Here is a 12,794-nt window from a genome sequence, read left to right on the forward strand (position 1 = left end):
CGCTCGACATTGCATATCCGCTGGAGGAACAACGTGAGCAATCTCAATATTCGCAAGGTCGCCGTGCTCGGCGCCGGCGTGATGGGCGCGCAAATCGCCGCGCACCTGATCAACGCCCGCGTGCCCGTGCTGCTGTTCGATCTGCCCGCGAAGGAAGGCCCCAAGAACGCCATCGCGCTCAAGGCGATCGAGACGCTGAAGAAACTGTCGCCCGCGCCGTTCGGCGTGAAGGACGACGCGCAGTACATCACGCCCGCGAACTACGAAGACGATATCGCGAAGCTGGCGGAATGCGATGTGGTGATCGAGGCGATCGCCGAGCGCATGGACTGGAAGCACGACCTCTACAAGAAGGTCGCGCCGCACATTGGTCCGAAGGCGATTTTCGCGACCAATACCTCGGGCCTGTCGATCACGGAACTGTCGCAAGGTTTCGACGACAACCTCAAGGCGCGCTTTTGCGGCGTGCACTTCTTCAATCCGCCGCGCTACATGCACCTGGTCGAGCTGATCCCGACCACGCACACGCAGCCCGAAATCCTCGACCAGCTCGAATCGTTCCTCACGAGCGTCGTCGGCAAGGGCGTGGTGCGCGCGAAGGATACGCCGAACTTCATCGCCAACCGCGTCGGCATTTTCTCGATCCTCGCGGTCATCACCGAAGCGAAGAAGTTCGGTCTGCGTTTCGATGAAGTCGACGATCTGACGGGCAGCCGTCTGGGCCGCGCGAAGTCGGCGACGTTCCGGACTGCTGACGTTGTCGGTCTGGACACGATGGCGCACGTCATCAAGACGATGCAGGACAACCTCAAGGACGATCCGTTCTTCCCGGTCTATGAGACGCCGGCCGTGCTGGCGGGTCTGGTCGCGAAGGGCGCGCTCGGCCAGAAGACGGGCGGCGGTTTCTATCGCAAGGAAGGCAAGGCGATCAAGGTGCTCGACGGCAACACCGGCGAGTACGTGGACGGCGGCGCGAAGGCCGATGAACTGGTGGGCCGCATTCTCAAGCGCCCGCCGGCGGAGCGTCTGAAGCTGCTGCGCGAATCGGAGCACCCGCAGGCGCAGTTCCTGTGGTCGATCTTCCGCGACGTGTTCCATTACATCGGCGTGCATCTGGAGTCGATCGCCGATAACGCGCGCGATGTCGATCTGGCGATCCGCTGGGGCTTCGGCTGGAACGAAGGTCCGTTCGAAGGCTGGCAGGCCGCGGGCTGGAAGCAGGTCGCCGAATGGGTGAAGGAAGACATCGACGCGGGCAAGACGCTCTCGAACGCGCCGCTGCCCGCCTGGGTATTCGAAGGTCCGGTCGCCGCGAACGGCGGCGTGCACGGCGCGGAAGGTTCGTGGTCGCCGGCTGCCGCGCGCTTCGTGCCGCGCTCGGATCTGCCGGTCTACGAGCGTCAGGTGTTCCGCGCGGCGCTGTTCGGCGAGTCGAACGCACGCGATCCGAAGAGCTACGGCAAGACGCTGTTCGAGAACGAGCATCTGCGCGCATGGGTCGATGACCGCGCGGGCGAGGACGACGTCGTCATCGTCTCGTACAAGAGCAAGATGAACACGATGGGGCCGGGCGTGCTGGACTCGCTCGTGAAGGCCATCGAGATCGCCGAAGACGGTTACAAGGGCCTCGTGGTCTGGCAACCGACGTCGCTCAAGCTCGGCGCGCCGGGCGGCCCGTTCTCGGCGGGTGCGAACCTCGAAGAAGCCATGCCCGCGTTCATGATGGGCGGCGCGAAGGGCATCGAGCCGTTCGTGAAGAAGTTCCAGGACACGATGATGCGCGTGAAATACGCGAACGTGCCGGTCGTTGCTGCGGTGTCGGGCATTGCGCTCGGCGGCGGCTGCGAAATCATGCTGCATAGCGCCAAGCGCGTCGCGCACATCGAAAGCTACGTGGGTCTGGTGGAAGTGGGCGTGGGCCTCGTGCCTGCGGGCGGCGGCCTGAAGGAAGCCGCACTGCGCGCAGCGGACGCCGCGGCGCAGATCGGCGTGGCGCCCAGCGACCTGCTGCGCTTCCTGCAGAAGTCGTTCGAAAACGCGGCGATGGCGAAGGTCTCCGGTTCGGCGCTCGAAGCGCGCACGATGGGCTATCTGAAGCCGTCGGACACGATCGTCTTCAACGTGTTCGAACTGCTCGACACGGCGAAGAAGGAAGCGCGTGCATTGAGCGCGGCCGGCTACCGTGCGCCGCTGCGCGCGAAGCAGATTCCGGTGGCGGGCCGCTCGGCGATTTCGACCATCAAGGCGTCGCTCGTCAACATGCGCGATGGCCGCTTCATCAGCGACCACGATTACCTGATCGCGGGCCGCATCGCGGAAGCGGTGTGCGGCGGCGACGTCGAGGCGGGCAGCCTCGTCGACGAGGAATGGCTGCTCACGCTGGAGCGCCGCGCCTTCGTCGATCTGCTCGGCACGCAAAAGACGCAGGAACGCATCATGGGCATGCTGCAAACCGGCAAGCCGGTGCGCAACTAAGCGGCACGACGCACACCAGATACTGGAGTTACAGATGAGCAAACAGTTGCAGGACGCATACATCGTCGCCGCGAGCCGCACGCCCATCGGCAAGGCGCCGCGCGGCGTGTTCAAGAACACCCGCCCGGATGAACTGCTGGTTCACGCGATCAAGTCGGCCGTCGCGCAGGTGCCGGGCCTCGACACGAGCGTGATCGAAGACGCGATCGTCGGCTGCGCGATTCCGGAAGCCGAGCAAGGGCTGAACGTGGCGCGCATCGGCGCGCTGCTCGCGGGGCTGCCGCAGAGCGTGGGCGGCGTGACCGTCAACCGCTTCTGCGCGTCGGGTCTCACGGCGCTGGCGATGGCCGCCGACCGCATCCGCGTGGGCGAATCCGACGCGCTGATCGCGGGCGGCTGCGAGTCGATGAGCATGGTGCCGATGATGGGCAACAAGCCGTCGCTTTCGCCGCACATCTTCGATCGCAACGAAGACATTGGCATTGCTTACGGCATGGGCCTGACCGCCGAGAAAGTGGCGGAGCGCTGGAAGGTGAGCCGCGAGGCGCAGGACGCGTTCTCGGTGGAATCGCATCGCCGGGCGCTGGCCGCGCAACAGGCGGGCGAGTTCAACGACGAGATCGCACCGTACACGCTCATCGAGCGTTTCCCCGATCTCGCCACCGGCGAAGTCAAGGTGAAGGAGCGCCTGATCGCGCTGGACGAAGGCCCGCGTGCCGACACCACGCTCGAAGGTCTTGCGAAGCTGCGTGCGGTGTTCGCGAACAAGGGTTCGGTGACGGCGGGCAACAGCTCGCAGACGTCGGATGGCGCGGGCGCGCTGATCGTCGTTTCCGAAAAGATCCTCAAGCAGTTCAACCTCACGCCGCTCGCGCGTTTCGTGAGCTTCGCGGTGCGCGGCGTGCCGCCGGAAATCATGGGTATCGGCCCGAAGGAAGCGATTCCGGCGGCGCTCAAGGCCGCGGGGCTGAAGCAGGACGATCTCGACTGGATCGAGCTGAACGAGGCGTTCGCCGCGCAGTCGCTGGCGGTGATCCAGGATCTGGGCCTCGATCCGTCGAAGATCAACCCGCTTGGCGGCGCGATTGCGCTGGGTCACCCGCTCGGCGCGACGGGCGCGATTCGTGCGTCGACGGTCGTGCACGGTCTGCGCCGCCGCAACTACAAGTACGGCATGGTGACGATGTGCGTCGGCACCGGCATGGGCGCGGCAGGCATCATCGAGCGGCTGTAAGCGGCTCACGCGCTAGCGCATAGGACATACGGTTCGCAGGCTCCACGGTCTGCGAACCGTTTTTCATATTCGGCGGAAATCGAGCCGTCGAGACGAGGAGACACCCTCATGAGCAACGCAATCCTGATCGCACGCGAAAACGGCGTGCTGACGATCACCATCGACCGCCCGGAGCGCAAGAACGCGCTCACGCCCGCGATGTACCAGGCGATGGCCGACGCGCTCGCGTCGGCGCACGAGGACGCCGCCGTGCGCGCCGTGCTGCTGCGCGGTCACGCCGAAATCTTCACGGCGGGCAACGACATCGAGGACTTCCTGAAGAACCCGCCCACCGGCGGCGATTCGCCCGTGATGCACTTCCTGCACACCATCGCGACCTTCGAAAAGCCGCTGGTCGCGCAGGTGGCGGGCGCGGCCATCGGCGTGGGCACGACGCTGCTGCTGCATTGCGATTTCGTCTATGCAGCCGATACGGCGCGTTTCGCGATGCCGTTCGCGCAACTGGGCCTGTGCCCCGAAGCGGCTTCGTCGCTGCTGCTGCCGCGTATCGCGGGCTATCAGGGCGCGGCGGAAAAGCTGCTGCTCGGCGAGACTTTCGATGCCGCCGAGGCGCATCGCATGGGCTTCGTGACCCGCGTGGTGGCCGCGGCCGATCTTGAGGCGTTCGTCGCCGCGCAACTGGCGAAGCTGGTGGCGCTGCCCGCGTCGTCGCTGCGCGCGACGAAGTCGCTCATGAAGCGCGCGAGCGAACACGAGGTCAAGACTCAGATGAGCGAGGAGTCGGTGCACTTCGGCAAGATGCTGCTCGCGCCCGAAGCGCGCGAGGCGTTCACGGCCTTCCTGCAAAAGCGCAAGCCGGATTTCCGGCAGTTCGACTAGGCGCTCGGGCGGCTCAGGAGGAGGCGGCCGCCGTGTCGTAATCGACGAAACCGGACTCGCGGCAAAAGCTAACGAGCCGCAGTCCGGCGCGCTTCGCGATGGCGATCGCCAGCGACGAGGGCGCCGAGATCGTCGCGACCATCGGCATGCCCACGCGCGCGGCCTTGCGCACCAGTTCGTAGCTCGCGCGGCTGGAAAGAAAGACGAAGCCTTGCTGCGTGTCGGCGCGATCGAGCACCAACTGACCGATGAGCTTGTCGAGCGCGTTATGACGGCCTACGTCCTCGAAGGCGCGCAGGATCTGGCCGTCGGCGTCGCACCAGGCGGCGGCGTGCAGGCCGCCCGTGAGCTTCGTGAGCGCCTGATGCTGCGGCAGCTCGCGCGCGGCGCGGGCAATCGCGTCGGGCGCGAGACGCGCGAGAAAGCCCGTGTCGGGCACGATTTCCGGTTCGAGATCGAGCAGGTCGATGCTCTCGATGCCGCACACGCCGCAGCCGCTGCGCCCGGCCAGCGCGCGGCGCTTTTCCTTGAGTTCGACGAAGGCCTGCTGCACGACCGTGAGATGGACTTCGGCGTGCGGGATGTCGGACCCGGCGTGCCAGAACACTTCGATGTCCTGGATGTCGGCGTTGCGCCCGACGATGCCTTCCGAGATCGCAAAACCTACCGCGAACGCTTCCAGATCGCGCGGCGTGCACATCATTACCGCGTGCGAGATGCCGTTGAAGACGAGCGCGACCGGCCATTCCTGACCGACGTGGTCGTCGCGAGTCTCGACGCTTGCGCCGCGATGGCGATGCACGCGCAACGCGACGGCGCCAGCCTGGTCTTCGCTATCCTGGGCGGCCGGCAAAGGCGTGAGCGCAGCGGGGGAAGCGGCGGAGGCAGTGGATTGCGGGGGATTCAAGCGGGGACTCCAGTGATTCTTGTGCGGCGCGGCAGTTGGGGGGCGGAGCTTGCATGCTGGCCGGCCCCCGGCGCGGAAGGTTCTAAAATACCTCAAGCGGGCATCTTTCGCTCGACCGCACCCGCACCGCCCGCTTCCCGAGGATTAACGCCATGGCATTGACCGAAGCTCCGCTCCTGTTCCAGTTCGAGGTCGTCTCGTCCGAGGACCTTACCTTCATCCCCATGTGCGTGCGCTTCAACCTCGACCGTTTCGGGCTGCGCATCTCGCTGGCGCAGTGGCAGTTGCTGCCCTACGAGGACCGCCGCCTGCTGGCGCGTTTTCCCGTTGACGACGACGCCGAAATCGAGCCGAATTTCGATCACGCGCTGTTCGAGATGTTGCGCACGCATGCCAACGTCGAGCCCGAATGGTTCTCGCCCGAGGAAGCGCCCGCGTGGCGCGACGTCAACACCGTGCCGAACGGCATCGCCAACCAGGCGGCGCTCGCGAACCTGGTCGCGCCCGGCATCGAGGACTGGGCGCAGCTCGCGCCGTTCCAGCGCTACGTGCTGGCCAAGCTCGCGCGCAAGCCGGAGGCCAACCACGATTTCGTGCCGGCCATGCATGAATTCGGCCTGGCCGTGCCGCGCTGAATTTCGCCGGAGTGGCGCTTTTCTGTCCGCACTAGAGCGTTCACCCTAAAAGCGCCTCGCGCGCGCGAAATTACGCCGGTCGCCCCTCAAGCCTTGCCCTGAACTGCCGTTATCCGGAAGGGCGCATCGCCCGCTCGCCTGTTGCGCACAGGTCGTTAGCAGTCATCCCATGCCCGCCGTACGGCGACGAACGACGTTCCGGCATTCATGAAACTTCATTTTTCGAAGCGGCACTTCATCAACCTCGCGGTGGTGGTGGCGGCCGTCGGCGCAAACGCTTTCGTGGCATGGACGCAGATCGGCGGGCAACGCGATATCGACCAGCGCGCCTCGCAGGCCGCACGCGTGCGCCATGATCTGGACCATTTTCGTGACTTGCTGGGCGGGGGACTGGCCGCGCTAGGCCGCTTCGGCGCCGGCGGCGATGCCGAGCCTGCCGATGCGAGCGAGGCCCGCATCGCCGAGCTGGACGATACGGCCCAGGCATTGCATGCCGAACTGGCGGGCGACAGGGCGCTCGCTCGCCGCTTCGACGCGGTCGCGACCGAAGGCATCCTGCTCGCACACGAGATCGACGAAACGCTCGTGCGCGCCGAACAACGCGTCGCCGATGCGCGCGTGCAGGCGAGTGCGGCGGCGGCAGCTTCGGCGGCGGCGGCTGCTGCAGCAGCCGCGGCCACGCCAGCCAGCGCGGCGTCGGCGGTTGGCGCTTCGCAGGCCGCTGCCGCGCGCAATGCACCCGCGCCGAATGCCAACGCGCCTGTGCACGGGTCGCTCCGCGGCAAGCTCATGGGCATCGTGGCGCGTCTGGGCGCGAACAAAACGCACACGCACAAGGCCCATCCGCACGATCTGTCGTCGCCCTACGCGGCGAGTTCGGGTGGCCCGCGGGCAGCCCGAAGTCTCGCCGAGCCGTATGCCGGTGCCAGTACCAGCGCCGTCGCCTCGCCGCAGGTGAATGTGCATAGTCTCGCGCAGCCATATGCGGCGGGCGCGCTCGCCGGTAACGCCAACCTCGCCGCACCGTATGCCAATCCCGCCGCGCCTTCGAGCGCCGCGGCAGGCTCGCTCGCCGAGCCTTATGCCGCTGCCGCCGCTACCGCCTCGGGCGCCGCGCCGAACGCACCTGCGCTCGCCGCCGCCGCCGCAGCAGCACCAGGCACGGCAAGCGCACCCGCCGCCCAATCGCTCGACGCGCTTCCCGCCAGCACGGCCACGTGGATTGCGAGCGAATACATCCGCCTCGACGCGCGGGTCGATCGCATCGACGCCAAGCTCTCGGCGCTGAAGGGCGAGCAGGATCTCGCGCTGGCTGCGGCGCTCGCCGAATCCACGCGCGCGGGCAGCCACGCCTCGGTTCTGCTGATCGTGACGATGCTCGCGGGCGCGGCGCTGCTCATCTACACCTTCGGCGTGCGCGAGAACGCCGCACGCGAAAAGCTGCGCGCGCTCGCCGGTATGCGCACGCGCAACGAGCGCTTCCAGGGCCTGTTCGACGCCCATCCGGTGCCGATGTACGTGTTCGACCGCGAAACGCTGCGCTTTCTCGCCGTCAATACGGCCGCGATCCAGCAGTACGGCTACAGCGAGGAGGAATTCCTCGACATGACGATTCGCGAGATCCGCCCGAACGAGGACGTCTCGCGGCTCGAACAGCACCTCACGCGCTCGGACACGCTCACGCCGAACGTTCGCACGATGGCCGGCATCTGGCATCACGTGCGCCGCGACGGCGCGCTCATCAGCGTCGACATCTCGCACCACGCGCTCACCTTCATGGGCCGCGCCGCCGTGTTCGTGCTCGCCGACGACGTCACCGAGCAGATCAAGGCCGAAGTCGAGGCGCAGCGCTCGAACCAGATGCTCGAAACGGTGATCGACAACATTCCGCAGCGCATCTACTGGAAGGACGCGCAGTCGCGCTATCTGGGCTGCAACATGACCTTCGCGCGCGATGCGGGTCTGGCGTACCCCGAGCAGATCGTCGGGCGCACCGACGACGATCTGCCGTGGCGCGCCTACGCGGGCAACATGCGCGAGCAGGACCGCGAGGTGATCGACGCGGGGCTGCCGCGCCTGAACTACGAAGAAGACCTGACGATCGACGGGCTGCACCGCACGACCATCACGAGCAAGCTGCCGCTGCTCGACGGCGATGGCCGCGTGATGGGCGTGCTCGGCACCTATTCGGACACCACCGAGAGCAAGCGCGCCGACCTCGCGCTGCGCCTGCAAAGCCGCGCGCTCGACGCCTGCGTCAACGCGATTCTGATCACCGCGCCGGGGCCGGGCGGCAGCAACCTGATCGAGTACGCGAACCCGGCGTTTCGGCGCATCACGGGCTACGATCCCGCCGATGTGATCGGCCTCGATTGCCGCCTGTTGCAGCGCGACGACCGCGATCAGGATGGACTGGTCGCGATCCGTCAGGCACTGATCGGCAACCGCGAGGTGAGCGCCGTGCTGCGCAATTACCGCAAGGACGGCGCGCTGTTCTGGAATCAGTTGCTGATTGCGCCCGTGCCCGATCTCGACGGGCGCATCACGCATCACATCGGCATCATCAACGACGTGACCGAGCTGATCCGCTATCAGGAGCAGCTCGAATATCAGGCGAACTACGACAGCCTCACGCTGCTGCCCAACCGCAATCTGCTGCGCGACCGTCTGCAGCAGGCGCTGGTGGCGGCACAGCGGCACGAACGCGGCGTGGCCGTGGTGTTCATCGATCTCGACGGTTTCAAGAACGTCAACGACAGCCTGGGGCATAGCGTCGGCGACCGGCTGCTGGGCGTGGTCGCCGAGCGGCTCACGCGCTGCACGCGCACGAGCGACACGGTGGCGCGCCACGGCGGCGACGAGTTCGTGATCGTGCTGACCGACACCATCGACGAAAAATCGCTGATCGGCTGGATGGAGCGCGCGCGCCAGATGATTTCCGAACCGGTGATGATCGACGGCACCGAGCTTTACGTCGGCTGCAGCATGGGCGCGAGCGTGTTCCCGCAGGACGGCCACGACGCCGAAACGCTGCTCAAGAAAGCCGATGTGGCGATGTATCGCGCCAAGGATCTGGGCCGCAACACCTTCCAGTTCTACGAGCCGGAGATGAACGTGACGGCGGGCGCGCGCATGAATCTCGAACGGCGTCTGCGCCGCGCGCTGCGCGACAGCGAATTCCTGCTGCACTACCAGCCGCAGGTGGAGATCGAGAGCGGGCGCATCGTCGGCATGGAGGCGCTGGTGCGCTGGCACGACCCGGAGGCGGGGCTGGTGTCGCCGTCGCAGTTCATTCCCGTCGCCGAGGAAAGCGGGCTGATCGGGCCGCTCTCCGACTGGGTGCTGCGCGAGGCCTGCCGCCAGAATCGCGCGTGGCAGGACGCCGGGCTGCCGCCCGTGCGCGTATCGGTGAATCTGTCGGCGAAGACTTTCCATCAGCGCGACATCGCGCAACTCGTGAGCAGCGTGCTGCACGAGACCGGGCTGGAACCCTGCTGGCTCGAAGTCGAACTCACCGAAAGCACGCTGATGCGCAACGCGGAAGAGGCCGTGTCGATGCTCAGCGCGCTGCACGAGCAGGGCGTGGGCATCGCCATCGACGACTTCGGCACGGGCTATTCGAGTCTGAGCTACCTGAAACGGCTGCCGGTGGACCGGCTCAAGATCGACCGCTCGTTCGTGGCCGACATCGGCACCAGCGGTGACGACGAAACCATCACGGCGGCCATCATCGCGCTTGCGCACGAGCTGCGTCTGCAGGTGATCGCGGAAGGGGTGGAGACGTCGCAGCAGTTCGCGTTCTTGCGCGCGCGCGCGTGCGACGAGTTGCAGGGCTATTTCTTCGCGCCGCCGCTGCCGGGGCCGGAGATCGCGGCGCTATTGTCGGCGAGCGCGGCCTGCGACGAGGGCGCGGTACTTGCCTGGGCGGACTGAAAGCCCGCCAGGCGCGCCTTATTGCGCGGCGGGCAGCGGGCGCGGACGGCGGTCGTTGCCGGTCGCCACGTAGGTGAGCGTCGCTTCGGTGACTTTGACGACTTCTTCCTGCAGCCGCATGCGCTGCGCGTAGACCTCGACCTGCACGGTCACCGAGGTGTTGCCGGTCTTGACGATATCCGCGTAAAAGCTCAGCAGATCGCCGACGAACACCGGCTGCTTGAACAGGAACGAGTTCACCGCGACGGTCGCGACGCGGCCATTGGCGCGGCGGCTTGCCGGAATCGATCCGGCGATGTCGACCTGCGACATGATCCAGCCGCCGAACACGTCGCCGTGGACATTGGCGTCCGAGGGCTGCGGCACGACGCGCAGCGCGGGCGACTTCTGGGGAAGCGGATAAGAGTCGGTCATCGGGAATCCAGAGGAAAAGGCACAAGCGAATAGAAGCGGAACAGAAGCGGGGCGGGAACGGGACGCGTGGCTCGCCGCCCGGGCGCGCCCAGCGGCGCATGCCGCCTTCTGCGACAATAGAGCGATCAGGAATTGTACGGGAAAGCGCCATGCGCAGCGGGTCGGCCAGCAGGTCAGACCGCTGGAGTAGAAGCCCGCGCCTAACCCGTCCTTCGCTGTCTTTCACGTCCCCAACTCTCGCTGTGCCTCGCGCCTGTGTGCGGGTGGCACGTCAAGCCCGTTCACTGTCCATGCGCCGCTTTCCCGCCTCCAACGAACCCGCGCTGCCCGCCACCGGGCCGCGCAACGACTGGCAGACCATCGTTTCCCTGCTGCCGTACCTGAGCGCCTACAAGTGGCGCGTCGCGTTCGCGCTGAGCTGCCTGATCGGCGCCAAGGTCGCCAACCTGGGCGTGCCGATCGTGATGAAGCACATCGTCGACGGTCTTGCGCCCGTGCGGCATCTCACGGCGCTCGGCCGCGCGGAACACGCGCCCGGCATCGTGCTGATGGGCGGCATCGGCCTGCTCGTGGTGGCCTATGCGGCGGTGCGGCTCTCGACTTCGCTTTTCACCGAATTGCGCGAAATCCTCTTTTCGAAGGTGACGGAAAGCGCCGTGCGCCAGCTCGCGCTCAAGGTATTTCGCCATTTGCATGCGCTGTCGCTGCGCTTTCACCTCGACCGGCAGACGGGCGGCATGTCGCGCGATATCGAGCGCGGCACGCGCGGCATCACGCAGCTGATTTCGTACTCGCTTTACTCGATCCTGCCGACGCTTGTCGAAGTGGGCCTTGTGCTCGGCTTCTTCACGGTGAAATACGAGGCGTATTACGCGCTCGTGACGCTGGCGGCGCTGGCTGCGTACATCGTCTTCACGGTGAAGGTGACCGAGTGGCGCACGCATTTCCGGCGCACGATGAACGAACTGGATTCGCGCGCCAACTCGCGGGCGATCGATTCGCTGCTCAACTACGAGACGGTGAAGTACTTCGGCAACGAAGAGTGGGAGACGCGGCGTTACGACGAGAATCTGCATCGCTACCGGGCCGCGGCGATCAAGTCGCAGCATTCGCTGTCGGCGCTGAACTTTGGGCAGCAGGCGATTATCGGCACGGGGCTCGTGTTTATCCTCTGGCGCGCGACTCAGGGCGTGATGGCGGGCAAGCTCACGCTCGGCGATCTCGTGCTCATCAATACCTTCATGCTGCAGCTCTACATTCCGCTGAATTTTCTGGGCGTGGTGTATCGGGAGCTTAAGCAGAGTCTTACCGATATGGATCGCATGTTCACGTTGCTCACGGTGGCGCGTGAGGTGCCCGATGCGCCCGACGCGCCCGCGCTCGCGGTGCGCGGCGGTGAGGTGCGCTTCAATCGCGTGAACTTCGCGTATGAGCCGGCGCGGCAGATCCTGCACGATGTGAGCTTCACGATCGCGGCGGGCACGACGACGGCGGTGGTGGGGCATAGCGGTTCCGGCAAGTCGACGCTCGCGCGGCTGATGTTCCGCTTCTACGATCTGGAGCGCGGTGCGGGTGGGGCTATCACCATCGATGGGCAGGATATTCGGGATGTGACGCAGGATTCGCTGCGTGCTTCTATCGGGATCGTGCCGCAGGATACCGTGCTGTTTAATGATTCGATTTATTACAACATCGCTTATGGGCGGCCTTCGGCGAGTCGCGACGAGGTGATCGCGGCGGCGCGGGCGGCGCATATTCACGCGTTTATCGAAAGTCTGCCGAAGGGGTATGACACGCCGGTCGGCGAGCGTGGGTTGAAGCTTTCCGGTGGGGAGAAGCAGCGTGTTGCGATCGCGCGAACTTTGCTTAAGGGGCCGCCGATTTTGCTGTTTGACGAGGCGACTTCGGCGCTTGACTCACGTTCGGAGCGGGCTATTCAGCATGAGCTTGATTCGATCGCGCGTGATCGTACTACGCTGGTGATCGCGCATCGGCTTTCTACTGTGGTGCATGCGCAGCAGATTATCGTCATGGATCGCGGGCGTATCGTCGAGCGTGGCACGCATGCTGAATTGCTCGAGGCGCAAGGGCATTATGCGCAGATGTGGGCGCTTCAGCAGCAGCGGTCGCCTGAGGTGGCTGATGCGGCTGTTGTTGAGCCTGTGCGTGGGCATTCTTAGGGTGTTGTTGTTGGCATTTCCTTGTTGTCGTGTCGGTATGCCAGCGTTGCCCCTGTGCGGGGCGGCACCTACTTTTCTTTGCAGCGGCAAAGAAAAGTAGGCAAAAGAAAGCCGCTCACACCGCCAGTGTGACGCAG

Annotated in this window: 8 protein-coding genes; 6 read left to right on the forward strand and 2 right to left on the reverse strand. The window is 65.9% G+C overall.

Going from position 1 to position 12,794, the window contains the following annotated elements; all coding sequences use genetic code 11:
• The first annotated feature begins 33 nt into the window (after nt 1-33).
• The 3 genes from B0G62_RS30300 (at nt 34) to B0G62_RS30310 (ending at nt 4,588) form a co-directional block, all read left to right on the forward strand.
• The gene (locus tag B0G62_RS30300) at nt 34-2,475 is read left to right on the forward strand and encodes a 3-hydroxyacyl-CoA dehydrogenase/enoyl-CoA hydratase family protein (protein WP_103707856.1); all 2,442 of its coding nucleotides are present in this window, start codon (nt 34-36) and stop codon (nt 2,473-2,475) included.
• 34 nt (nt 2,476-2,509) lie between these two features.
• Nucleotides 2,510-3,709, forward strand: a complete 1,200-nt coding sequence (locus B0G62_RS30305; RefSeq protein ID WP_103707857.1) for an acetyl-CoA C-acyltransferase — start codon at nt 2,510-2,512, stop codon at nt 3,707-3,709.
• Nucleotides 3,710-3,817: 108 nt separating this feature from the next.
• Nucleotides 3,818-4,588, forward strand: coding sequence for an enoyl-CoA hydratase (locus B0G62_RS30310; RefSeq protein WP_103707858.1), 771 nt, complete (start codon nt 3,818-3,820; stop codon nt 4,586-4,588).
• A gap of 13 nt (nt 4,589-4,601) precedes the next feature.
• Here B0G62_RS30310 and fdhD read toward each other — a convergent pair whose 3' ends face one another.
• The gene (gene fdhD / locus B0G62_RS30315) at nt 4,602-5,441 is read right to left on the reverse strand and encodes a formate dehydrogenase accessory sulfurtransferase FdhD (protein WP_103707859.1); all 840 of its coding nucleotides are present in this window, start codon (nt 5,439-5,441) and stop codon (nt 4,602-4,604) included.
• A gap of 206 nt (nt 5,442-5,647) precedes the next feature.
• Between fdhD and B0G62_RS30320 the strand changes: the two genes are divergently transcribed.
• Nucleotides 5,648-6,130, forward strand: coding sequence for a nitrate reductase associated protein (locus B0G62_RS30320; protein WP_103707860.1), 483 nt, complete (start codon nt 5,648-5,650; stop codon nt 6,128-6,130).
• Between the two features lie 207 nt (nt 6,131-6,337).
• Nucleotides 6,338-10,063 (forward strand): sensor domain-containing protein, encoded by a 3,726-nt coding sequence (locus tag B0G62_RS30325; RefSeq protein ID WP_244193443.1) that lies wholly within the window; start codon nt 6,338-6,340, stop codon nt 10,061-10,063.
• Nucleotides 10,064-10,081: 18 nt separating this feature from the next.
• On the opposite strand, the gene B0G62_RS30330 is transcribed toward B0G62_RS30325, so the two are convergent.
• Nucleotides 10,082-10,477, reverse strand: a complete 396-nt coding sequence (locus B0G62_RS30330) for an acyl-CoA thioesterase (RefSeq protein ID WP_103707861.1) — start codon at nt 10,475-10,477, stop codon at nt 10,082-10,084.
• 290 nt (nt 10,478-10,767) lie between these two features.
• Here B0G62_RS30330 and B0G62_RS30335 point away from each other — a divergent pair, with 290 nt between their 5' ends.
• On the forward strand, nt 10,768-12,657 hold the full coding sequence (locus tag B0G62_RS30335; protein WP_103707862.1) for an ABCB family ABC transporter ATP-binding protein/permease: 1,890 nt from the start codon (nt 10,768-10,770) through the stop codon (nt 12,655-12,657).
• The last annotated feature ends 137 nt before the right edge of the window (nt 12,658-12,794 follow it).

Origin of the sequence: Paraburkholderia eburnea, from assembly GCF_002917095.1 — a bacterium.
Classification (GTDB): Bacteria; Pseudomonadota; Gammaproteobacteria; order Burkholderiales; family Burkholderiaceae; genus Paraburkholderia; species Paraburkholderia eburnea.

Coding starts and splice junctions, on each gene's coding strand:
- B0G62_RS30330 (WP_103707861.1), bottom strand. CDS start 10,477: ATGACCGACTCTTATCCGCTTCCCCAGAAGTCGCCCGCGCTGCGCGTC.
- B0G62_RS30320 (WP_103707860.1), top strand. CDS start 5,648: ATGGCATTGACCGAAGCTCCGCTCCTGTTCCAGTTCGAGGTCGTCTCG.
- B0G62_RS30305 (WP_103707857.1), top strand. CDS start 2,510: ATGAGCAAACAGTTGCAGGACGCATACATCGTCGCCGCGAGCCGCACG.
- B0G62_RS30310 (WP_103707858.1), top strand. CDS start 3,818: ATGAGCAACGCAATCCTGATCGCACGCGAAAACGGCGTGCTGACGATC.
- B0G62_RS30335 (WP_103707862.1), top strand. CDS start 10,768: ATGCGCCGCTTTCCCGCCTCCAACGAACCCGCGCTGCCCGCCACCGGG.
- B0G62_RS30325 (WP_244193443.1), top strand. CDS start 6,338: ATGAAACTTCATTTTTCGAAGCGGCACTTCATCAACCTCGCGGTGGTG.